At 74.7% G+C, this 22,489-nt stretch carries 13 protein-coding genes and 1 pseudogene; 6 read left to right on the forward strand and 8 right to left on the reverse strand.

All coding sequences use genetic code 11. The annotated features are described in order from the left end of the window. Positions 1-215: 215 nt before the first annotated feature. Positions 216-2,714 (reverse strand): ATP-binding SpoIIE family protein phosphatase, encoded by a 2,499-nt coding sequence (locus EBN88_RS18080; protein ID WP_122184935.1) that lies wholly within the window; start codon positions 2,712-2,714, stop codon positions 216-218. A gap of 163 nt (positions 2,715-2,877) precedes the next feature. Between EBN88_RS18080 and EBN88_RS18085 the strand changes: the two genes are divergently transcribed. Next, positions 2,878-3,327, forward strand: a complete 450-nt coding sequence (locus EBN88_RS18085) for a Crp/Fnr family transcriptional regulator (RefSeq protein WP_122184936.1) — start codon at positions 2,878-2,880, stop codon at positions 3,325-3,327. A gap of 199 nt (positions 3,328-3,526) precedes the next feature. On the opposite strand, the gene EBN88_RS18090 is transcribed toward EBN88_RS18085, so the two are convergent. Further along, positions 3,527-7,210 carry a hydantoinase B/oxoprolinase family protein gene (locus EBN88_RS18090; RefSeq protein ID WP_122184937.1) on the reverse strand — a complete coding sequence of 1,228 codons (3,684 nt, stop codon included), beginning with the start codon at positions 7,208-7,210 and terminating at the stop codon, positions 3,527-3,529. A gap of 261 nt (positions 7,211-7,471) precedes the next feature. Beyond that, a complete protein-coding gene (locus EBN88_RS18095) occupies positions 7,472-8,923 on the reverse strand; it encodes a HEAT repeat domain-containing protein (protein WP_122184938.1) in 1,452 nt (483 codons plus the stop codon). A 217-nt stretch (positions 8,924-9,140) separates the two neighbouring features. Between EBN88_RS18095 and EBN88_RS18100 the strand changes: the two genes are divergently transcribed. After that, a complete protein-coding gene (locus EBN88_RS18100) occupies positions 9,141-10,514 on the forward strand; it encodes a PP2C family protein-serine/threonine phosphatase (RefSeq protein ID WP_122184939.1) in 1,374 nt (457 codons plus the stop codon). Positions 10,515-10,671: 157 nt separating this feature from the next. On the opposite strand, the gene EBN88_RS18105 is transcribed toward EBN88_RS18100, so the two are convergent. Beyond that, positions 10,672-12,120 (reverse strand): DNA-binding protein NsdB, encoded by a 1,449-nt coding sequence (locus EBN88_RS18105; RefSeq protein ID WP_122184940.1) that lies wholly within the window; start codon positions 12,118-12,120, stop codon positions 10,672-10,674. Positions 12,121-12,356: 236 nt separating this feature from the next. Here EBN88_RS18105 and EBN88_RS18110 point away from each other — a divergent pair, with 236 nt between their 5' ends. Further along, positions 12,357-13,466 (forward strand): aminoglycoside phosphotransferase family protein, encoded by a 1,110-nt coding sequence (locus EBN88_RS18110; RefSeq protein WP_122184941.1) that lies wholly within the window; start codon positions 12,357-12,359, stop codon positions 13,464-13,466. 71 nt (positions 13,467-13,537) lie between these two features. Further along, positions 13,538-13,956: pseudogene (locus EBN88_RS18115) on the forward strand (DinB family protein). A gap of 89 nt (positions 13,957-14,045) precedes the next feature. On the opposite strand, the gene EBN88_RS18120 reads toward EBN88_RS18115, so the two are convergent. Then, a complete protein-coding gene (locus tag EBN88_RS18120) occupies positions 14,046-15,566 on the reverse strand; it encodes an alpha-N-arabinofuranosidase (RefSeq protein ID WP_122184942.1) in 1,521 nt (506 codons plus the stop codon). A 160-nt stretch (positions 15,567-15,726) separates the two neighbouring features. Here EBN88_RS18120 and EBN88_RS18125 point away from each other — a divergent pair, with 160 nt between their 5' ends. Then, positions 15,727-16,731 carry a LacI family DNA-binding transcriptional regulator gene (locus tag EBN88_RS18125; RefSeq protein ID WP_233580767.1) on the forward strand — a complete coding sequence of 335 codons (1,005 nt, stop codon included), beginning with the start codon at positions 15,727-15,729 and terminating at the stop codon, positions 16,729-16,731. A 158-nt stretch (positions 16,732-16,889) separates the two neighbouring features. Continuing rightward, the gene (locus tag EBN88_RS18130; RefSeq protein WP_122184943.1) at positions 16,890-17,318 is read left to right on the forward strand and encodes a GNAT family N-acetyltransferase; all 429 of its coding nucleotides are present in this window, start codon (positions 16,890-16,892) and stop codon (positions 17,316-17,318) included. A 70-nt stretch (positions 17,319-17,388) separates the two neighbouring features. On the opposite strand, the gene EBN88_RS18135 is transcribed toward EBN88_RS18130, so the two are convergent. The 3 genes from EBN88_RS18135 to EBN88_RS18145 all read right to left on the reverse strand — a co-directional run bounded on the left by EBN88_RS18135 (position 17,389) and on the right by EBN88_RS18145 (position 22,101). Further along, positions 17,389-17,886 carry a hypothetical protein gene (locus tag EBN88_RS18135; protein WP_122184947.1) on the reverse strand — a complete coding sequence of 166 codons (498 nt, stop codon included), beginning with the start codon at positions 17,884-17,886 and terminating at the stop codon, positions 17,389-17,391. 23 nt (positions 17,887-17,909) lie between these two features. Next, positions 17,910-19,739, reverse strand: coding sequence for a serine/threonine-protein kinase (locus EBN88_RS18140; protein WP_122184944.1), 1,830 nt, complete (start codon positions 19,737-19,739; stop codon positions 17,910-17,912). A 142-nt stretch (positions 19,740-19,881) separates the two neighbouring features. Continuing rightward, positions 19,882-22,101, reverse strand: coding sequence for an MMPL family transporter (locus tag EBN88_RS18145; RefSeq protein ID WP_122184945.1), 2,220 nt, complete (start codon positions 22,099-22,101; stop codon positions 19,882-19,884). Positions 22,102-22,489: the final 388 nt, after the last annotated feature.

The raw sequence follows: 22,489 nt of genomic DNA on the forward strand, positions 1-22,489 counted from the left end.
GGGCCGGGACGCGGCCGGCGGGGCCGGCGGGGCCGGCGGGGCGGGGCGCTCGGCTGTGCTGCCGTTCGGTGATGGTGCGGTCACGAGGCACACCCTAGGCGGTGCCACCGACAACGCTCGATTCGGCACGGATGCGGCTGTTGTCCCCGCCGGTCCCGCCGGCCCCAACGGCCTTGGCGCACGGGGGGTTTCGGGGCGTTCCCCGGGCGTGGGCCTCAGCCGAGGGGCTGTTCGGTCCAGATGGTCTTGCCGGTGGCGGTGTAGCGGCTGCCCCAGCGGTGGGCGAGTTGGGCGACGAGGAACAGGCCCCGGCCGCCCTCGTCGGTCAGCCGGGCGCGGCGCAGGTGCGGCTGGGTCTCGCTGGGGTCGGAGACCTCGCAGATCAGCACCTCGTCGCGGATCAGCCGCACGCCCACCGGGCCCCCGGCGTAGCGGATGGCGTTGGTGATCAGCTCGCTGATGATGAGTTCGGTGGGGAACGCGTGCTCGGCGAGGTCCCACTCGCGCAGCTTGCCGAGGACGAGGTCGCGGGCGCGGCCGACGACGGAGGGCTCGGCGGGCAGCTGCCAGTCGGCGGTGGCGTCGGGGCGCAGCGGGCGCACCCGGGCGACGAGGAGCGCGACGTCGTTGGCGGGGGCGCGCTCGGGCAGCAGCCGGTCGAGGACGGCGCGGCCGGCGTCGGCCGGGGAGCGGTCGCTGGCCGCCGCCCGGGTCATCTGGGCGCGCAGCTCGGCCATCCGGTCGGCGCCCGCGTCCTGTTCGCCGGGCTCCTCGTCGCCGGACGCCGAACGCCGCGGGTGTTCGGCGACCAACTCCTCGCTGAAGAACGCCAGGACGCTCTCGGGCCCCACCCGTTGCGAGAACGTCTCGAAGGGCGCGCCGCCCACGCCGAGCGCGGGGCCCGGCTTCATGGGCATCGCCTCGGCCGCCTCCCCGGGCTGGGCCACCACGGGCGGCGTCCGGCCGGCGCTGGCGAGGGTGCACTCGCCGCTGACCGGGTCGTAGACGCAGTACAGGCAGGTGGCGCCGATCGCGCCGCCCTGGCCGTCCTCCTCGGCTGAGGCGAACTCGGCCAGTCGGATGGCCAGGTCGTCCAGGCGGGTCATCAACTCGTCGGGTGCGAGGTCCATGTCGGCCAGCGTCTGCACGGCGGTCCGCAGCCGGCCCATGGTGGCGGTGGCGTTGAGGCCGTGGCTGGCGACGTCGCCGATGACGAACGCGACCCGCGCGGAGGAGAGCGGGATCACGTCGTACCAGCTGCCGCCGATGCCGGCGGTGGTCTCGGCCGGCACGTAGTGTCCTGCGGTGCTGGCGGCGGTGACCTCGAAGTCGGGGGGCGGCAGCAGGCTGCGCTGGAGGGTCTCGAGGGTGTGGTGTTCGCGGGTGTAGCGGCGGGCGTTGTCCAGGCTGAGCGCGGCGCGGGAGCCGACCTCCTCGGCGAGGTCGGCGTCGGCCTCGCTGAACGGGGCCCGGTCCGGCGAGCGCCACAGGGCGAGCGAGCCCAGCACCTGGCCCCTGGCGCGCAGCGGGACCACCATCAGGGAGCCGGGCGAACGGGGCAGCAGCAGCGGGGCCGTGCTGTGGGGTGACGGCGGCTCCTCGTCGGCGTTGAAGGTGTGCAGGGCCGCGGCGGCCTGGTTGCGGATGGCCAGGCCGCCGGGCGCGCCGGTGGTGGGCGGCATCTCGATGCCGAAGACGGCGCCCAACGGCTGCACCTCGTCGGGCCAGCGCCCGTTGACCTCGGCGGTCGCGACCCGTCTGACCCGGTCGCGGGCCAGCGCGTCGGGCCCGGGCTCGTCGCCGCTGAGGACCCGTTCGCCCAGGTCGACGGCGGCCAGGTCGGCGAAGTCGGGGACCAGCACGCGGGCGAGTTCCTCCGCGTTGCGGGTGACGTCGAGGGAGGGGCCGATCCGCTGGGCGGCCCGGTGCAGCAGGGCCAGCCGCAGTCGGACCAGGTGCTCCTCGGTGACGTCGGTGTAGACGCTCATGACGCCGAGGAGTTCGCCCTGCGAGCTGTTGAGGCGCAGCGAGGTGACCGACAGCTTCCGCTCCTCCTCGGGGGCCTCGACGCGGCGGAAGGTGTACTCCCAGTTGATCAACGGTTCCCCGGTCTCGGCCACGTGTTGGAGCCGGGAGGTGACGGCCCGGGCGTCCTCGGGGTCCATGATCTCGTCGAGGGTGACGGGCAGGCCGTGGTGCAGGCCGAGCCGTTCGTTCCGGGTGGCCCACTCGTTGGGGTCGGCGTTCATCCGGGTGACCGCCAGCTCCTCGTTGTGGATGCTGAGGCCGACCTGCTGCTGCTCGAAGAGGGCCCTGACCAGGGAACGGTCCTCCTCCTGCTGCCGGGCGACCTCCGACTCGGTCAGCGCCACCAGGCGTCGGACGGGCCGGCCGAACAGGGTGGGCAGGACGTCGAGCTGGGCGTCGACGCGGCTCCCGTCGCGGCGCGCGACGGTCACCGGCCAGCGGCCGACGGCCCCGTCCACGACGACCGCGCGGGCCTCGGCGTCGGGGATCAGGTCGGCCAGCGGGGTGCCGGGCAGCTCCTCGGCCGGCACGCCGGTCAGCCACTCCGAGGCCGGGGTGACGGCCAGGATCACACAGTCCCCGCCGAGGTCGCCGCTGACGCCGTCCTGGACGTCGCCGACCTCCAGCAACACCACCGGTTCGCCGGACGGACCGCCCGGGTCACCGGGTGTCGGGATCGCGCACACGTTCCTCCCTCGGTCCGCCGGACGCAGCCCTCCGTCCCACTGTCGCGGACCGGGACCCGCCCGGCGACTTCTCCGCGCCGGGCGAGGATGCGGGACTGCTCCGTTGGGAGTGCAATGGAGAAACGGAGCCGGACCACCCGACCGGAACCGAGAGGAGGCGGCGATGACCGCTCCACGACGGCTGCTGCGCGTCCTGCCGCCGGGCCACCGGGAACGGCTGATGGCGCTGGCGAGCGAGGTGTCCTTCGAGCAGGGCCAGCGCATCTTCGAGGAACGCGGCACCGCCGACCGGTTCTGGATCGTCCGGTCGGGAACGGTGACGCTGGACCTCCGGCTGGCGGGAACCCGACCGACGGCGGTCTCCTCGCTGGAGTCGGGTGACCTGTTGGGCTGGTCCTGGCTGTTTCCGCCGTTCCAGTGGGACTTCGGCGCGGAGGCGCTGAGCCCGGTGCGGGCCTACGAGTTCCAGGGGGCGGAGGTGCAGGCGCTGTGTGACGAGGACCCGGCGTTCGGCTATGCGCTACTGCGGGTGATCGCGGAGATCCTCGCGTACCGCGTGCAGGCGGCGCGGGTGCGCCTCCTCGACCTGTTCGCCCCCCACGCGGGGCGCTAGCCGCGCGACGGGGCGAGCCCCGAACGACAACGGTGACGGGCGGTCTCCGTGCGTGGTCGAGTGCGGGCCCGTTGACCGTTACTCGCGCAGTTCCCCGCGCCCCTGACCGACCGGGGGCACCGGTGATTCGGGGGCGAGCCCCGAACGACAACGGTGGGGGGCGGTCTCCGTGCGTGGTCGAGTGCGGGCCCGTTGACCGTTACTCGCGCAGTTCCCCGCGCCCCTTGATGTGCGGGGGCGCGGCCGCGGACGGCAGCGGTGGAGACAGCCCAGGTGCGTCGTCGAGTGCGGGTCCGTAGCCCCCGCCGCCGGGGGTCTCGACGACCAGCACGTCGCCCGGTCCGACCCGGACGCTGTCCGCGCCGGCGAGTTCGGCGACCGTGCCGTCGGCCCGTTCCACCGCGTTGCGGCCGAGCGCGCCGGGGGCGCCGCCCGCCATGCCGTAGGGCGGCACCCGGCGGTGACCGGTCAGCAGGGCCACCGTCATCGGTTCGAGGAACGTCAGCCGCCGCACCACGCCGTCCCCGCCGCGCCAGCGCCCGCGCCCGCCGCTGCCCTCGCGCACCCGGAAGTCGGCGACCCGCACCGGGTAGCGCCACTCCAGCACCTCGGGGTCGGTCAGCCGGGAGTTGGTCATGTGGGTCTGCACCGCGTCCGCGCCGTCGAAGCCGTCGCCGGCGCCCGAGCCACTGGCCAACGTCTCGTAGTACTGGACCCGTTCGTTGCCGAAGGTGACGTTGTTCATGGTGCCGGAGCCCTCGGCCTGGACGCCGAGCGCCGCGTAGAGGGCGCCGGTGACGGCCTGGGAGGTCTCGACGTTGCCGGCGACGGTGGCCGCCGGGTGGCGGGGGGCGAGCATCGAGCCGGGCGGGATGCGGACCTCGATCGGCGCCAGGCAGCCGCTGTTGAGCGGGATGTCGTCGGCGACCAGGGTGCGGAAGACGTAGAGCACGGCCGCCAGCACCACGGAGCTGGGCGCGTTGGTGTTGCCTGGCTGCTGCGGCGAGGTGCCGGCGAAGTCCAGGACGGCGGCGCGCCGTTCCCGGTCCACGGCGACGGAGACCTCGATCACCGCGCCGGCGTCGGTCTCGTAGCGGCAGTGGCCGTCGTCCAGCGTGGCGATGATCCGGCGGACGGCCTCCTCGGCGTTGTCCCGCACGTGCCGCATGTACGCCTGGACGACGTCGAGGCCGAACTGGTCGATGACCGCCCGCAGTTCGCCGATGCCCCGCTCGTTGGCGGCGATCTGGGCGCGCAGGTCGGCCAGGTTGGCGTCCACGCCGCGCGAGGGGTACCGGGCCGAGGAGAGCAGTTCGCGGGTCTCGGCCTCGCGCAGCCGGCCCTCGCGCACCAGCGGCCAGTTGTCGAAGAGGACGCCCTCCTCGTCGATGGTGCGGCTGAACGCGGGCATCGATCCCGGCGTGATGCCGCCGATCTCGGCGTGGTGGCCCCGGGAGGCGACCAGGAACAGCAGCCGCTCGCCGGCGTCGTCGAAGACCGGGGTGACCACGGTGACGTCCGGCAGGTGGGTGCCGCCGTGGTACGGGTCGTTGATGGCGTAGACGTCGCCGGGGCGCAGCCGGCCGGCGTTGCGGCGCAGCACCTCCTTGATGGACTCGCCCATGGAGCCCAGGTGCACCGGGATGTGCGGGGCGTTGGCGATCAGGTTGCCCCGGTCGTCGAAGAGGGCGCAGGAGAAGTCCAGCCGTTCCTTGATGTTGACGGAGTGCGCGGTGTTCTCCAGCCGCACGCCCATCTGTTCGGCGATGGACATGAACAGGTTGTTGAAGACCTCCAGGCGCACCGGGTCGACCTCGGTGCCGACGGCGACCGTGCGGGGGCGCGGGGTGACCCGGTCGAGCAGCAGGTGGCCGCGTTCGCCGACGGTGGCGCGCCAGCCGGGCTCGACGACGGTGGTCGCGTCGTCCTCGGCGACGATGGCGGGCCCGGCGACGGCGTCGCCGGGGCGCAGCGCGGCGCGCTGGTGGAGCGGGACGTCGCGCCACGCGCCCCGGGTCCACATCCGCACGGTCTCGGGCTCCGGCATCGGGCCCGGGCGGGGCGGCAGCGCCGCGAGGTGGTCCTGGTGGCCGCCGGCCGCGCCCACCGCCTCGACGGCGACGGTCGCGGCGACCAGCGGCTTGTCCATGGTGAACCCGTAGCGGGCGGTGTGGAGTTCGGCGAACGCGGCGGTCATCGCGGCCCGGTCGGCCAGCGGAACGGGCAGCGCCGCGTCCGTTCCCGCGTACCGCAGGTGGACCCGGACGGTGTGGCCGATGGCCTCGGGCGGCACCCCGTCGGCGCGCAGCGCGGCGGTGGCGCGCTCGGTCAGCTCGGCCGCGACGCGCTCCACGGCGGGCAGGCTCTCCTCGGTCAGCTCGGTCTCGACGGAGCGCTCCCGCAGCACGGTGGCGTCGGCGACGCCGATGCCGTAGGCGGACAGCACGCCGGCGAGCGGCGGCACCACCACGGTGTCGACGCCGAGCGCGTCCGCGACCCGGCAGGCGTGCTGGCCGCCGGCGCCGCCGAAGCTGGCCAGGGCGTAGCGGGTGACGTCGTGGCCGCGCTGCACGGAGATCTTCTTGACGGCGCCGGCCATGTTGAGCACCGCGATGTCCAGGAAGCCCTCGGCGACCTCCTCCGGGCCCCGGTCGTCGCCGGTGGCCTCGGCGATCTCCCGCGCCAGCGCGGCGAACCGCTCCCTGACCACGTCGGCGTCCAGCGGCTCGTCGCCGCCCGGCCCGAACACCCGTGGGAAGTGGGCGGGTTGGATACGGCCGAGCATCACCTGGGCGTCGGTGACGGCCAGCGGCCCGCCGCGCCGGTAGCAGGCGGGGCCCGGGTGCGCGCCGGCCGACTCGGGGCCGACGCGGTAACGGGCGCCGTCGAAGCGCAGCAGCGAGCCGCCGCCGGCGGCCACGGTGTGGATGTCCATCATCGGCGCCCGCATCCGCACGCCGGCGACCTCGGTGCCGAAGACGCGTTCCAACGCGCCGGCGTAGTGCGAGACATCGGTCGAGGTGCCGCCCATGTCGAAGCCGATCACCCGGTGGTGGCCGGCCTCGGCGCAGGCGCGGGCCATCCCGACGACCCCGCCGGCCGGCCCGGAGAGCACCGCGTCCTTGCCCCGGAAGTTCCCGGCCTCCCGCAGCCCGCCACCGGACTGCATGAACATCAGCCGCACGCCTCGCAGTTCGTCGGCGACCTGCTCGACATAGCGGCGCAGCACGGGCGAGAGGTAGGCGTCCACGACGGTGGTGTCGCCCCGCGAGACCAGTCTGATCAGCGGGCTCACCTCGTGCGAGCAGCTGACCTGGGTGAACCCGGCGGCCCTGGCCAACTCCCCGACGGCGCGCTCGTGTTCGGGGTGCCGGTAGCCGTGCATCAGGACCACGGCGGCGCTGCGGAAGCCGTCGGCGTGGGCGGCGCGCAGCGCCTCGGTGACCGGCTCGCTCTCCAGCGGGCGCACCACCGTGCCGTCGGCGCCGATCCGTTCGGGGACCTCGATGACGCGGTCGTAGAGCGCCTCGGGCAGGTGGATGTGCCGGTCGAAGAGGCGGGGCCGGTTCTGGTAGGCGATGCGCAGCGCGTCGCGGAAGCCGGCGGTGGTGACCAGCACGGTGGGCTCGCCGCGCCGCTCCAGCAGGGCGTTGGTGGCGACGGTGGTGCCCATCTTGACGATCTCGATCCGCCCGGCCGGCACCGGGTCGTTCTCGGCCAGGCCGAGCATCCGGCGGATGCCGGCGACGGCGGCGTCGCGGTAGCGCTCGGGGGCGTGGGAGAGGAGCTTGTCGGTCACCAGCCGCCCGTCGGGCCGACGCCCGACGACGTCGGTGAACGTGCCCCCACGGTCGATCCAGAACTCCCAGCGCGCGTCGTCCATCGGGCCATCGTGCCAGGTGGGTCGTGCCTCGGGCCGGCGGGCCCCGCATCACCCGCGCGGTTCCCCGCGCCCCCAAGCGCCCACACACCCCAGGGGCGCGGGGAACCGCGCGAGCAACCGTCAACGGCCCGCACCCGACCACGCACCAGGACCACCCCCCACCGTTGTCGTCCACGGCCCGCCGCGCCGGCGCCGGCGCATGGGCGGCGCGCACGCCGCCCGCGTGCGCCCCCGGCTTCGGCGGGGCGGTGCGGGCCGGTGTCAGCCGGCGGGTTCGTTCCGGTCGCGCGGCCGGCCAAGACGGCCGCGCACCGCGCTGACCACGCCGGCCTGTTCGGCCGGGTCGTGGGCCAGGCTGCGCATCCGTTCCACCACCCTGGCGTCCCCGGTGGGCACCGACTCGGCGCCCAGCTGGCGGGTCTCCTCCTCGCAGTCCCACAGGCACTCGACGGCCAGCCCGCTGGCGAAGTGCGGGTCGGTCGCGGCCAGCGCCCGCGCCGCGTGGCAGCGCAGCTGGGACGAGGGCGTCTCGCGGTAGAGGTGGCGCAGCACGGGAACGGCGGCCGTCACACACAGCCGGCCCACGCCCTCCACCAGAGGCCGCAGCTCGCGGCTGTCGGCCCCGCCGGTGCGCACCGCGCGGTGCAGCGCGGCCAGCACCCGGGGCGCGTCGGTGGCGGTGCCGCGCCTGGCCAGCAGCGCGGCGGCGGTGGTGCCCAACTCGTCGCCGCGCACGGCCCACTCGCGGGCCTGGGCCAGGGTGCCCGCGCCGTCCATCCGGGAGAAGGCGGTGAGCGCGGCCCGCCGCAGGTCGGGGTCCTGGCTCGCGGTGGCCGCCTCGATCAGGGCGAGGGCCCGGGGGTCGGCCCGGTCGGCGAGGTGGCGCAGGGCGGCGGCGCGGGCGGCGGGGTGTCCGCCGGCGGCGGCGGCCAGCAGCGCTGGCCGGTCCTCGGGCCCGGCGACGGCGGCCAGGCAGCGGGCCGCCGGGGCCTCGCGCCAGTGGCGCGGGGTCTGTTCGTAGCCGTCCCTGGCCCAGTCGAGAACGGAGGCGACGGACCAGCCGGGGCGGGGTCCCGAGGGGCGGAGCTGGCGCTGCCAGCGGTCGAAGTCGCCCTGTTCCAGGGCGGCGGTCAGGCGCTTTCGTTGCGCGGGTCGGGCGGGGTCCTCTGCCCAGATACGCCAGGGGCGCGGCTCGAAGGAGTCCCGGACGGCGGCGGCGAGGGCGGCCTCGCCCTCCTCGGTGGTCGGGAAGCGGTCCAGGATGCGCGGGCCGAGCGCCCGTAGCCCGGCGTCGCTGTCGCGGACGGCCAACTCGTCGAGCGCCCAACGCCAGTTGGCGCCGCGCACCGCGTAGCCGCGCAGCAGCTTCAGCGCGTGGCCCCGGCCGTAGGTGGCGAGGTGGCCGAGGACGGAGAGGGCAAGACCGGTGCGTTCCTCGTCGGAGCGGGTGGCGTCGTCGGCGTCGAAGAGGTGCTCGGCGAGGGGCCGCAGGTCGGCGCCGAGTTCGAGGTAGAGCCTGGCGTAGTAGAGGGAGCGGCGCTCCAGCTGCCAGTCCGCGCGTGGATCGTTGAGCACGCAGTGCTCCAACGCGGCCACCGCCTCCGCCCGGGGGGCGGCCAGGGCGTGCAGCCACCCGTCACCACGCCCCCGCTGGAGGAGACCCAGAAGGGTCCAGCTGGGCGCTATGTCGGTTTCGGTCGGACTGGCGAACATATGAGTCAGCATCCGGTGCGTGGCTATCGGGGGCAACGGGATTTCCGTCTGGTCGGCTCCTTGCCGGTGACACAGGTTCTACACCCGATGTGCCCCCGTGCGCGCCCCATGCGGCGGCTGAATCTCTTACGGAGCGGGTAGGGCTGTGCAACAGTCTGGAGTCGTCCGCGCCGACCGCTCCGGCCGTCAGGCCCGACTCGCCGTTTCGAGGTCAGCCATGCTCTCCTCCCAGAATCCCCAGCCCCCGACCGAGCCGCCGGTCGCGCAGGCCGACCCGGCCGGGCCGACCCTCGACGAACTGATCGCCCGCGCCCGCCGGCTGCGGGAGGACCTCGACGCCGCGCGCCGGGCCGACCCGCGCGCCACGGCGGGCGAGCCGGTGCGGCGCGCGGCGTGGGAGCTGGTCGGCAGCTGGCTGGACGACGTGGGCGAGCAGCTCCACGAGCTGCGGACCGCGCCGGACCCGCCGGCCCCGGCCTCGTCCGCGCCCCGGGTGGGCAGCGCCGAGTGGAACCTGCTGACGGACGGCGCGATCTGGTCGGACGACCTGTACGCGATCTTCGGCCGCCCACGGCGCGAGGGGCCGCTCACGTTGGACCAGCTGCCGTCGTTCCTGCCGGCCGAGGACCAGCCGGCGCTGACCGCCGCTGTCACCGGGTGCCTGGTCGACGGGCGGCCGATGGACTGCGAGTTCCGGATCACCCGGCCGGACGGCACGCTGCGCACGGTGCGGATGGCCGGGGAGCCGGTGTTGGACGACGACGGCGGAACGGTCGCGCTGTGGGCGATGATCAGGGACGTCGACGAGGTGCGGTACCCGGTCCCGAGCCAGCGCGGGCCCGGCTCGCGGGCCCGGCGCGGGGGCGTGGCCGGCCGGGAGGTCGAGCGGGCGCTGGCCGAGGAGGCGCACGGGGCGCCGGCGACCGCGCCCGGCGACCTGGAGGTGGCCGCCCGCTATCTGCCGGCGGGGCGCTCGGCGCCGTTGACGGGTAAGTGGTGCGACGCGCTGGAACTCCTCGGCGGCGCCAGCCTGTTGAGCGTGGGGGACCTGGCGGGGCGGGGCCCGGCGGCGGTGGCGGGCACGGCGACGGCGCTGGGCGCGATCCGGGGCATCGCGCTGGCCGGGCAGTCCCCTGCGGCGCTGCTGGGTCACCTCAACCAGCTGCTGGACCGGGGCGCGCACCCGGTGCTCGCCAGCGTGCTGTGCTGCCGCTACGAGCCGGCCGACCGCAGCCTGGTGTGGGCGCAGGCCGGGCACCCGGCGCCGCTGCTGTGCCGGGACGGCACGGGCTGGGCGCTGCCCCGCCCCACGGGCACCCTGCTGGGCGCGGTGGGCGACACCGCGTACGCGGAACGGACCGACCCGCTTCGGCCGGGGGACGTGCTCGTGCTCCACACTGATGGACTGTTTTCGGACATCCCGGAGCGCGGGGCGACCGGCCATGCCGGGGACCACCGGCTGATCGACCTGGCCGACCGGCTGAGCGCCGCCGGCACCGCCGCCGAGTGCCTGCGGCTGATCGTCGAGGAGCGCGCCGAGCACGACCGGCACGACGACGCCTGCGTGTTGGTGGCGCGGGTCGGCCGCTGAGCCCCCGCGCCCCCGCGCCCAGGGCCCGGCCGCCGTGCCCGCCCCGGCGGAGCCCTGAGGAACCGGGAGAACGGGAACGACGGCCGGGCGGCGCGCGGCGGGAGCCGTTCCCTGGCCTGGACTGGCCGGGAACGGCTGGGGAACGGCCCGGAACGACCTAGACCAGACGTTGCGCGCCGCCGGGGCGCGGGATGGACTGGGAGAGTTCCTCGCGCAGCTCCTCGATGCGGGCGTAGCCGGAGTAGTAGCCGGTCAGCCGGTACATCTCGCGCAGCCGGTCCCAGGTGCGCAGCGAGGAGTTCTCCCCGACCGAGGCCAGCGCCAACCGGGCGTAGCGGTCGGCCTGTTCGGGGTCGTCGGCGATGAAGCAGGCCGAGGCCAGCGAGATCTGGTCGAAGATCATGGCCCGCTTCAGCTCGCCGGCCCGCAGCGCCAGGGCCTGCTTGGCGTGCCGCTCGGCGTGCGGCGCCGCCGAGGCGTCGTGCTCGGCGAGCGTGCGGTACGCGAGCGCCTGCATCCCGTGCAGGTCGGCCTCGTCGAAGAGCTGCATCCAGCTGGGCGGCGGCACGTCGCCCCGGTCGGAGACGAAGAGGTCCTCCGCCTCGCCGAGGGTGCGGCGCATCGCCTGACCGTGGCCCATCGAGGCCTGCGCCCACGCCTCGATGGTGCGCAGCATCGCGCGGGTGCGGGGCAGCGCCTCGTCTCCCATGCCGGCGTTGGCCAGCCGCATCAGGTCCAACGCGTCGTCGGGCCGGCCCAGATGGACCATCTGCCGGGCCGCGCGGGAGAGCGCCTCGCCGGCCCGTGGCCGGTCGCCGCCCTCGCGGGCGGCGTGCGCGGCGATCACGAAGTACTTCTGGGCGGTGGCCTCCATCCCCACGTCGTGGGACATCCAGCCGGCGAGCACCGCGAGGTTGGCCGCGACGCCCCACAGCCGCCTTCGCAGGTGTTCCGGGTGCTGGTAGGCCAACAGGCCGCCCACCTCGTTGAGTTGACCGACCACGGCCTTACGTTGCAGGCCGCCGCCCCGGGCCGCGTCCCAGGCCCGGAACACCTCGACCGAGTGTTCCAGGGCCTCGATCTCCTCGGAGCCGATCGGGGCGGCCTCGTAGCGGTCCAGGCCGGGGTTGTCGTGGGGGGACCCGCCGGCGGCGCTGCCGGGGGTCGTGGTGAGCCAGTCGTGCATGGCGTCGCTGAGTGCGGAGCCGGCGGCGAGCGCGGCGCCCGCGCCCACCATGCCGCGTCGGTTGAGCATGAGGTCCATTCCCGTGAATTCGGTGAGGACCGAGGCCGTCCGCCAGGGGGTCCAGGGCAGTCCGTGGAGGGACGGCCTTCGCCCCGCGCTCCCTGGCCGGCGCAACCCCAGGTCCTCGATGGTCACGACACGGCCGAGTCGCTCGGTGAACAGCGTCGCCAACACCTCGGGAACGGGGTCGCGCGGGGTCTCGCCGGTGTCGATCCACCGACGCACCCGCGAGGTGTCCGTCGCCAGCTGCGGAAAGCCCTGGGCCGCCGCCTGCCGGTTCACCAGCCTCGCGAGTTCTCCCTTGGACCACCCGGCGAGCCTGAACAGGTCCGCCAGCCTGGTGTTGGGTCCTCTGTTCACGTCAAGCCCCCAGGATCTCGGCTGAGTTGACAGTAACCGCGCGGCAACCCCGACATGACAATTCGCCAGGGTTCGCCAGGGCTCGCCACATGGTGTGCCACCCGTGAAAGGGGGTGGTGTGTCCTTGGCGCCACTCCGGCCGGGGTGCGGCGGGCACTTCCCCAGGGTGTCCGGGAGACCGGCGGTTGGCGGGGCGCCGACCAGCGTCCGGCGGCACTGAAGGGACTCAGCCAGGCATGTATCCAGCACCCTCCCCCGTGGTCACCCGGCACCGTACCGTGCTCGCGGGAGCGCCCGGCGGTCAGCGCGGCGCCCTCGTCGACGAGCGGGTGCGCCGGGCGCGCCGGCCCGGGCCACCGCTGCCGGTGGGCGCCCGGCTCGACCTCACGGGGGCGGGCGGCGAACGGCTGCGCGCCGCGCTGGCGTCGATCCAGCGGATCTGCCCGGAGTTCACCCCGGCGCGGGTGCTGCGGGACGGCGACGGCACGGTGGTGCTGGCCGGCATGGCGGGGCGGCGGGCGGCGGTGGCCAAGTGCGTGCTCGACCAGGGCGAGGAGCACCGGGCCAGGTTCGAGCGGGAGTTAGCGGTCAACCGCGCGTTCCTGCGGCACCGGCCGCCGGTGCGGGTGCCCCGGATGGTCGGGGACGAGCCACGGGACCGCACGCTGATCACCGAGTTCGTCCCCGGCAGGGCCGCCTCCCCGCACCGCCACCCGGCGATCCCGCCGGCGACGAGCGACCTGCGCGCCACGCTGGCCGCCGTGCGCCGGATCAACGCCTGGCACCCGCCGGACGGCGCCTTCCCTGACGCGCTCAACTACGGCGCGCGGCTGGCGCGTTACCACATGCTCGGGCTGCTGACCGACCGTGACCTGAGCGACCTGAAAACGTTGCTCCACGACGTGCGTGGACTCGGACGCGGCGAGCCGCCGCGCCAGTTCTGCCACGGCGAGGCGCTGCCGCCGCATGTGCTGCTCTCCCCCACCGGGCCCGTGCTGATCAACTGGCGCGCCGCCGGGTGGTACCTGCCCGGGTACGACCTGGCGACGCTGTGGGCCTCACTGGGCGAGTCGCCGCTGGTGCGGCGGCAGATCAGCCAGTCCGCGCAGGCGGAGGGCCGCCTGACGCGGGACTGTTTCCTGATCAACCTGATGCTGGTGCTGACCCGCGAGATCCGGCTCTGCGAACTGGGCGTGCGCCGCGCGATGGCCCGCCCCGGCAGCGCCTCGGCTGACCGGTCCGGGGGCACGGCCCCCGGCGAGGAGAAACGCCTGCTGCTGCGCCGCCTCCACGACGACTGGTCCCTGGCCCGCCAGGCGATCCGCGCGGCCGTCGGAACGAGGTGACCCGCGGCTCGCTCCGGGGACGGTGTCCGCGCGGGTCACCGCCGGAGATCCGCCGTGTGTAGTGTGCCGAGATGACAAGAGGCGAGCGCATCGCGGACCAGTTGGACCGGCACTGGCACAAGACCCTGCGTCCACGGCTGCGCGGTCTTTCCGATGAGGAGTACTTCTGGGAGCCGGTGCGTGGCTGCTGGAGCGTCCGCCCACGTGGCACGTCGGCGGCCGGGACGTCGACTCCCGGACGTTCCCCTACGCGGGGACCGCTGACGAGGCGCTGGAACAGCTCGACGAGATGTACGGGAGATGGAACGCGGGGGTCCGCGAACTCTCGGACGCCGACCTGGAGAACCCGCCCCCGGTGGGCCCCGAGCGGTTTCCCATGGAGGGCATCGTCCTGCACGTCAACAAGGAGCTGACCCACCACGGCGCCGAGATCTCCCTGCTGCGCGACCTCTACCTCTGGCAGGACGGCGCCGCACCGCACCGCGTATGACTCACCGGCGGGCGCCCCGAAGCCCCGTCCCCGGAACGGCCGGCCGGCGCGTCGCTCCACTCAGCCCGGCGCGCCCCGCGCGCCGGGCGTCACGCCCGGCGCCCGCGCACCGTGACGAAGGAGTGCGGGGGCAGCGTGAGGGCCAGTCCCCGCTCGTGGGTGCGCACGCCGTCGAACGGGCGGGCGGTGACCGGGGACGCGTCGGCGGTGTTGTGGTCCTGGAGCCGGTCGGCGGTCAGGATGCGGGCCGTCGGGTCGAGCAGCGCGCCGCCGCGCGCGTCCAGCGTGATCTCGGCGGGGCGTTCGGCGTCGAGGTTGGTCAGGGAGACCAACACCTGCTCGTCCCGGACGCTGGCCGAGGCCGAGATCGTCGTCAACTCGGCGTCGCCGACCTGCCGTTGGGCGCCCGATAGGGCGAGGTGGACGGGCAGCGAGGTGGCGTCCTGGTGGCCCTTGTTCATCTCGAAGACGTGGTAGGTCGGGGTGCGCACCAGCCGGTCGCCGTCCGTCAGGAGCACCGCCTGGAGGACGTTGACGGTCTGCGCGAGGTTGGCCATCGCCAGCCGCTCGGCGTGCCGGTGGAAGATGTCGAAGTGCACGCTCGCCACCAGCGCGTCGCGCAGGGTGTTCTGCTGGTACAGGAAGCCGGGGTTGGTGCCCGGCTCCACGTCGAACCAGGTGCCCCACTCGTCGACGACGAGGCCGACGCGCCGCCCCGGGTCGTAGGCGTCCATCACGGTGGAGTGCCCCTGGATGATCCGGTCCATCCGGGCGGCGGCGGCCATCGTGCGGTAGTAGTCCCCGGTGTCGAACTCCGTGGCGCTCCCCTTGGCGTCCCAGGGGCCGGTCAGCGTGTAGTAGTGCACGGACAGCGCCTGGAAGAAGTTCTTCGGGGTGGCCTCGCAGCCGAAGCAGCTGATCTGCCGCATCAGGGTCTCGGTCCAGGCGTAGTTGTCGTCGGCGGCGCCCGCCGCGATCCGGTAGAGCCTGTTGTCGCCGTGGTCGCGGCAGTAGGTGGCGTACTGGCGGGCCAGGTCGGCGTAGTACTCGGCGCGCATGTTGCCGCCGCAGCCCCAGGTCTCGTTGCCCAGGCCCCAGAACCTCACGCGCCACGGCTCGTCGCGGCCGTTCTCCCCGCGCAGCCGCACCATCGGGCTGTCGCCGTCGCGGGTGAGGTACTCCACCCACTCGCTCATCTCCTGAACGGTCCCGGAGCCGACGTTGCCGCTGATGTACGGCTCGGCGCCGAGGAGTTCGCACAGGGCGAGGAACTCGTGGGTGCCGAAGTGGTTGTTCTCCTCGACGTTCCCCCAGTGGGTGTTGACCATCCGGGGGCGCAGCTCGCGGGGGCCCGTGCCGTCCTTCCAGTGGTACTCGTCGGCGAAACAGCCGCCCGGCCAGCGGAGGTTGGGGATGTCCAGCGCGCGCAGCGCCTCGACCACGTCGAGCCGGATGCCGCCCTCGTGGGGGATCGGCGAGTCCTCGCCGACCCACAGGCCGCCGTAGACGCAGCGCCCCAGGTGCTCGGCGAAGTGGCCGTAGAGATGGCGGCTGATGACCGGCCCCTCGATGTCCAGATTGATGATCGCCGTGCCGCTGCTGCCGGACATGCGGTGCTCCCCATCGCTCGTTTTTAACGATAAAAACGCTGGCATGGTGCCCATCCGGTGTCAAGGGTCGGTCCCGGAGGCCATCGGTAGGGTGGCCGGGAACGCGGCCGTCCCCCGTTGACCCGCGTTCACCCGCCCGGGCCGAGGAGATGACCGCCGCATGGTGACGATGAGCGACGTGGCGAAGGCCGCCGGGGTGTCCGCGATGACGGTCTCCAACGTTCTCAACGGCCACCCGCACGTCAGCGAGGAGACGCGCCGGCGGGTGACCGAGGCCGTCGAACGGCTCGGCTACCGGATGAACGTCGCGGCCAGGAACCTGCGTTCGGGCACCACCGGCGTGATCGGCCTGGCGATCCCCGACGTCGACCAGCCCTACTACGGCCGGCTGGCCTCGCTGGTGATCGCCGAGGCGGCGCGGCGCGGCTACCGGGTCGCCGTCGAGCAGACGGGCGCCTCCCGCGAGGGCGAGGCGCAGGCCGTGGCCAACTCGCGGCTGCGGATGTACGACGGACTGATCATCGCCACCGTGGAGTTGGGGGACGAGGACGCCGCCGGGGTCTTCGCCGGGTTCCCCGTGGTCGCGCTGGGCGAACGGATCAGCGAGGCGCACGTGGACCACGTGGGGATGGCCAACTTCGAGGGGGCGCGGGACGCCACGCTGCATCTGGTGGAGCGGGGCTGCCGCCGGATCGCGGCGATCGGCGGGCGGACCGAGGGCGAGACCGGGGCTGCCACCCTGCGCACCGCCGGCTATCTGGCGGCGCTCGACGAGGCCGGGGTGCCGCGCGACGACGCGCTGCTGGTGCCCTGCCCGTTCAACCTGGCGGGCGGGGCGGAGGCGGTGCGCCAACTCGCCGCCGACGGCGTCCCGTTCGACGGGCTGATGTGCCTGACGGACGCGATGGCCCTGGGCGCGCTGCGCGGCCTGGCCGACCTGGGGCGCGGCGCCCCGGGTGACGCGCTGGTCACCGGCTTCGACGACATCCCGCAGGCCGCGTTCGCCGTGCCCTCGCTGACGACCGTCGCCCCCGGCCACGCCGAGATGGTCACGGCGGCGCTGGAGTTGCTGACCGAACGGATGGCCGGCCGCCGGGCCGAGGACGAGGCGCGGAACGTCACCGGCCCCCACCGCCTGGTCGTCCGCGAGTCGACGGGCGGCTAGGTCGGCCGGGCGAGGCATCCGGCGGCCGGTTCGGCCGGCCCGTCCGGTCAACGTCCGAAGTGGCCGCCATCCGAGGCCGGTTGACCGGCCGGGCGCCCGCTGGCGGGGCCCGGCGAAAGCGGTGGCCCGGCGCCGCCGCTCTGGCCGAGGATGGCCGGATGGAACGTCTGGATGTTGAGGTGCGCTGGCGGGCTCCGGTCTCGGACGCCGAGCTGGTGGCGCTCACGGTGTCGCACGGTGGACGGCCCGAGCCGGGGTGGTGGGACCGGGTTCGGCCACACTCCCTGGGGTGGGTGACCGCCCGCGCCGCCGACGGGCTGCTCGTGGGCTTCGTCAACGTCGCCTGGGACGGCGGCGTCCACGCGTTCCTCCTGGACACCAGGACCAGGGGCGACTGGCAGCGGCGCGGGATCGGCACCGCCGTGGTGCGGCTGGCCACGCTGCGCGCGAAGGAGGCGGGATGCGAGTGGCTCCACGTCGACTTCACCCGCGAGCTGCGGGGCTTCTACCGTGAGGCGTGCGGCTTCGACGCCCCGCAGGGCGCCGGGCTGATCAACCTCCACGCGGCGCGGCTCACTCCGGAGTGAGCGCGGCGCGCCGACAAGCGCCCGTCGGCGGTGGCCGCGCGCCGTCCGCCGGAGCCCGGCCGACCGAGGCTCAGCGCTGGAACATCTCCGCCGGCAGCGGCTTCAGCAGCTGGTACAGCTCGTCCGTGATGGGCCGCTCCCAGCTGGCGATGGTCACCAGCACGCCGTCGCTGCGGTCGAACTGCACGCACGCGACGCGGCTCTCGCTGCACAGCACCCGCCGCACGATCAGCAGGTTCCCGTCGTGCATCACGGGCACCTCCTCGGTGCCGGTGCAGCGGACCTCCTCGTCCATCTCCAGCGCCGCCATCAGCTGGTGGACCTCGAAGGGCACCTCGTCGTCCCCGCGTTCCCTGGCCGGGGAGCCCTCCGGCAGGTTGCCGATCACCATCGCGGGCCCGCGACCGCCGAAGAGGTCGTAGCGCAGCACCACGCCCTGGCAGCTGCCGTCGGGCGCGGGCAGCAGCCCGGCGCCGAGCACTCCAGGCCAGTCGCCCGGGTCCATGGCCAGGACGTCGAAGTCGGGCCCGGCGGGCGATGCGGCGTTGCGGCGGCGGAGGAAGGACATGTCGGCCATCGTACGTCGGGCGGCTACGACGCGTCGGGCCCGTCCCCGCGCAGGGTGGCCACCTGTCGGTACAGCTCGGCGGCCTCCGCGTGGCGCCCCAACTGTTCCAGGCACAGGGCCTCGTCGTTGCGGCTGATGAGGGAGTCCGGGTGGGCGGCGCCCAGCAGCCGTTCCCTGGCCAGCCGCACCCGTTGGAAGCGTTCCAGCGCCTCCTCCCAGCGCCCGAGCCAGCCCAGCGCCACCGCGATCTCCCGCTCGCTGACCAGGGTGTGGGGGTCTTCGGGGCCCAGGGTCCCGGCCCTGGCCCGGTGCACGTCGGTGGCCTCGGCGAGGGCCTCCTCCCAGCGGCCGAGCCGGCCCAGCGTCATGCCCCGGCCGTGGCGGGCGCGCAGGGTCTCCGGGTCCTCGGGCCCCCGGGTGCGGGTGTGGGCCTCGATCAGCACCTCGTAGAGCGGCAGCGCCTCCGCCGGGCGGCCGAGCCGGCCCAGGCAGATGCCGACCTCGTAGACGACCTCCAGGGTGTCGTGGTGTTCGGCGCCGAGCACCTGGACCCTGGCCTCGGCGACGTCCCGCAGCTCGGCGAGCGCCTCCTCCCAGCGCCGCAGCCTGACCAGCGCGTAGGCGGCCTCGAAGCGGCTGGCGAGGGTGGACTCGTGCAGCTCGCCGAGCGCCTCGCGGCGCTGTTCGGCGACGGCGTCGTGCACCTCGTGCGCCTCCTCCCAGCGGCCGAGCCGGCCCAGGCTGAGGCCGGCCCGGTGCCGGCTGTCGAGGACGGCGAGGTGCTCGGGCGAGGGGCCGCGCCGGGTCGCCGGCGGGTGGGCCAGCACGGTGGCCGTCATCCCGGTCCACTGGCCGGTCAGCCCGGCGGAGCGGTCCGGCGGGGAGAGCCTCAGCGACCACGCCCCGCTGGCCCGGGAGCCGGCGCGCATCCCGCGCGTCCACTCCGGCAGCCGGGCCGGCTCGCGCCGGGTGCGGGGCACCAGCTCGCCGCCGGTGCCGACGACGCGTCGCTGGCCGAGGAGTTGACGGAGCAACGCGGCGGCGTCCTCTGGGCGTTCGTCGGGGTCCTTGGCGAGCAGGGCGAGGACGAAGCGTTCCAGCCCCTCGGGCAGCTCGGGCCGCAGGGTGCGGGGCGGCTCGGGCGGGGTGTCGCGGTGCCCGATGAGGATGGCCCAGGGGTCGCCGAGGTCGAACGGGGGCGCGCCGGTGGCGATCTCGTAGAGCACGCAGCCGAACGAGTAGAGGTCGCTGCGGGCGTCCACGTTGACGCCGGCGATCTGCTCGGGCGACATGTAGTGGGGCGTGCCCATGGCCATGCCGGCGCTGGTGAGCTTGGTGGACAGGCCGATGTCCTGGGCGAGGCGGGCGATGCCGAAGTCGCAGATCTTCACCGTGCCGTCGGTGAGCCGCATGATGTTGGCCGGCTTCAGGTCGCGGTGGACGATGCCCTGTTCATGGGTGTAGGCGAGGGCGGCGGCGACCTGTTCGGCGATGTCGACCACCTCGTCCACGGGCAGCGGGCCGGGCCCGGCGGCCTGGAGCAGCTCGCTGAGGTTCCGGCCCTCCAGCAGCTCCATCACCAGGTAGAGGATGCCCTCGGACTCGCCGAAGTCGTGGACCACGGTGACGCCCCGGTGCTGGAGGCCGGCGGCGACCCTGGCCTCGCGCCGGAACCGCTCCCGCAGCACCCGCAGGAAGGACTCCTCCTGCTGACTGCCCAGCGGCTTCAGGCACTTGACCGCGACCGAGCGGCCGAGCTCCTCGTCTCTGGCCCGCCAGACCTCCCCCATCCCGCCGCGCCCGATGAGATCGAGCAGTTGGTAGCGGCCATGCAGCAGCACGCCATCCGCCATCGTCCGGCACCCACCCCCGTCGTCGACCCGATGTCCACCCCCGCCCCCAGTATGGCGTCCCGGGCGGGACGTTCCTATGCCAAGCGGCGGGAAACAGATGGAACGGGCGGATTCGCAACGCCTGTTGACGCCCCGCCCGCCGTCACACACGGGTGTGCGGGCGGTGGGCCGGCGCGAGCGCCGCGTCCGCGCGGGGCGCCGGCAGCCGGCTGCCCTCGACGTCGACGTGGGGCAGCCGCCGGTCCAGCCAGCCCGGCAGCCACCAGCCGGCGCGGCCGACGAGGACCAGCACGGCGGGCACCAGCGTCAGCCGGATCAGGAACGCGTCGACCGCCACGCCAACGGCCAGCGCGAGGGCGATCGGCTTGACGATGGCGTCCTCCATGGTGACGAAGCTGGCGAAGACCGCGAACATGATCAACGCGGCGGCCGTCACCACCCGGAACGCCAGCGGGGCGCCCTCCCGCACCGCGTCGGCCGGGGCGGCGCCGTGGGCGTGCCGCTCGTGGATGCGGGAGACCACGAACACCTCGTAGTCCATGGCGAGTCCGAAGAGGACGCCCATGAGGATGATCGGCAGAAAGCTGACCACGGGCCCGGTGCGGGCGACGTCGAGCGCGCCGGCCAGCCAGCCCCACTCGAAGACCATCACCACGGCGCCGAAGGCGGCGGCCACCGAGAGCAGGAAGCCGAGCGTGGCCTTGAGCGGCACCACCAGGGAGCGGAAGACCAGCAGCAGGATCAGCAGCCCGAGGCCGACCACGACGGCGCCGAACGGGACCATGGAGTCGCCGAGTTGGCGGGAGACGTCGACGGCGACGGCGGTGTTGCCGGTCACGGCGAGGGTCACGCCGGTGGCGGGGGCGTTCTCCCGGGAGAAGTCCCTGATGGTGTGCACCAGTCGCTCGGTGCCCTCCTGGTCGGGTCCGGTGGCGGGCACGGCCTCGATCAGCCAGGCGGTGTCCCGTTCGGTGGGCCGGGCCGGCGCGACCTGGGCCATGCCGGGCAACGCGCCGAGCCGGTCGGTGACATCGGCGAGGGCGGGCGCGGGGTCGCCCTCGACGTCGGCGGTGTCGGCGAGGATCAGCAGCGGGCCGTTGAGTCCGGGTCCGAAGGCGTCGCTGATGGCGTCGTAGGTCTCGCGTTCGGTGCTGCCGTGGGGCGCGGAGCCATTGTCGGGGAGCGCGAGGCGCAGTTCGCGCGCCGGGAGCGCGACGACCAGCAGGCCGACGACCACGGCGAGCACGGTCAGCAGCGGCCGGCCGGTGACCAGCCGCACCCAGCGGCCGCCGAGGGTGGCGGCCGGGGCGTCGGAGGCGGCGTCGTGCTCCTCGCGGCGGGCGGCGCGGGAGCCGGGCCCGGGGCGCAGCCGTTCCCCGGCGAAGCCGAGCAGCGCGGGCAGCAGGGTGACGGCGACCAGCACGGCGACGGTCACGGTGGCGGCGCCGGCCAGGCCCATCACGGTCAGGAACGGGATGCCGACCACCGACAGCCCGCAGAGCGCGACGACGACGGTCAGCCCGGCGAAGACCACGGCGCTGCCGGCGGTGCCGAGGGCACGGCCGGCCGACTCCTCGGGGTCCATGCCCCGGGCGAGGTGGGAGCGGTGGCGGGAGAGGATGAAGAGCGCGTAGTCGATGCCGACGGCGAGGCCGATCATCACGGCCAGGGTGATGGCGGTGGAGGACAGCGTGAACAGGTGCCCGCCCACCAGCAGGGCCGCGACGGCGGTGCCGACGCCGACCAGCGCGGTCAGCAGCGGCATCCCGGCGGCCAGCAGGGAGCCGAAGGTGATGACCAGGACGAGCAACGCGACGACGACGCCGAAGAGTTCCTTGGCGCTGATCTCGACGCCGGTCGGGGAGAACGCCTGCCCGCCGACGTGCACGTCGAGGCCGGCGGCGCGGGCCGGCTCGACGGTGCGCTGGAGCGCCTCGGTGGTGCCGTCGGCGAGTTGGAACGCGGTCTCGGGGTAGCGCACGGTGGCCAGCGCGGTGCGGCCGTCGGCCGAGATGGTGCCGGCCTCCTCGGGCGGGACCACGGCGGAGACCTCGGGCGCCTCGGCGGCGTTGGCGAGGGAACGGGCCAGGGGCTCGGCCCAGCGCTCGTCGGTGATGGGGCTGCCGTCGGGGGTGGTGAACACCAGCTGCCCGGTGGTGCCGCCGGCGGCGGGAAGCACCTCGCGGAGGGTGTCCAGCGCGCGCTGGGACTCCGAGCCGGGGATGGTGAACTCGTCGTCGAGCGCGCTGCCCAGCGCGCCGCTCACCGCCAGCAGGGCGGCCAGCGCGCCGAGCCAGAGCGACACCGCGAGCCGCCGACGCCGAAAGGCGCCGCGACCGAGCCGGTAGAGGAGGGTGGCCATGGATGCTCCACGGAGGTGAGTCAACGGGCGATGCACGGGCCCAGGCAACCGGCCCAGCCGGACGCTACCGTGCATAACTGGCGCTTCGCCAAAAACAACCCATCGCGCGAATGTTCCCCTCATTCCCGACTCACCGGATGGGGTGAGCGCGCGGGCCCGCGGTGGACGCCTGCCGGCTTGGCTCGGGACCGGGCGCGCGGAGCGCGCCCGGGAGCGGTCGAACTCCCCTGAGCACGCGCCGGGTTCGCGGCCGAGCGGCATGTCCCGGGCACCCGACGGCGCGGGCGCGCTTCCGGCCGGTGCGGCGGCCGGCCGTGGACGGGCCGTGGGCCAACGGCCGGGTGGGGGCGGCCCGTTGCCCGACCGGCCGGAGGCGGGCAGCGGCCCC

It is taken from the genome of Streptomyces triticirhizae, assembly GCF_003696235.1.
In the GTDB taxonomy this organism is placed as follows: Bacteria; Actinomycetota; Actinomycetes; order Streptomycetales; family Streptomycetaceae; genus Streptomyces; species Streptomyces triticirhizae.

Bases quoted from the DNA above. Each gene is read 5' to 3' on its own strand.
- EBN88_RS18085 (WP_122184936.1), top strand. From the start codon at position 2,878: ATGACCGCTCCACGACGGCTGCTGCGCGTCCTGCCGCCGGGCCACCGG.
- EBN88_RS18090 (WP_122184937.1), bottom strand. From the start codon at position 7,210: ATGGACGACGCGCGCTGGGAGTTCTGGATCGACCGTGGGGGCACGTTC.
- EBN88_RS18125 (WP_233580767.1), top strand. From the start codon at position 15,727: ATGGTGACGATGAGCGACGTGGCGAAGGCCGCCGGGGTGTCCGCGATG.
- EBN88_RS18135 (WP_122184947.1), bottom strand. From the start codon at position 17,886: ATGTCCTTCCTCCGCCGCCGCAACGCCGCATCGCCCGCCGGGCCCGAC.
- EBN88_RS18095 (WP_122184938.1), bottom strand. From the start codon at position 8,923: ATGTTCGCCAGTCCGACCGAAACCGACATAGCGCCCAGCTGGACCCTT.
- EBN88_RS18130 (WP_122184943.1), top strand. From the start codon at position 16,890: ATGGAACGTCTGGATGTTGAGGTGCGCTGGCGGGCTCCGGTCTCGGAC.
- EBN88_RS18100 (WP_122184939.1), top strand. From the start codon at position 9,141: ATGCTCTCCTCCCAGAATCCCCAGCCCCCGACCGAGCCGCCGGTCGCG.
- EBN88_RS18110 (WP_122184941.1), top strand. From the start codon at position 12,357: ATGTATCCAGCACCCTCCCCCGTGGTCACCCGGCACCGTACCGTGCTC.
- EBN88_RS18140 (WP_122184944.1), bottom strand. From the start codon at position 19,739: ATGGCGGATGGCGTGCTGCTGCATGGCCGCTACCAACTGCTCGATCTC.
- EBN88_RS18145 (WP_122184945.1), bottom strand. From the start codon at position 22,101: ATGGCCACCCTCCTCTACCGGCTCGGTCGCGGCGCCTTTCGGCGTCGG.
- EBN88_RS18120 (WP_122184942.1), bottom strand. From the start codon at position 15,566: ATGTCCGGCAGCAGCGGCACGGCGATCATCAATCTGGACATCGAGGGG.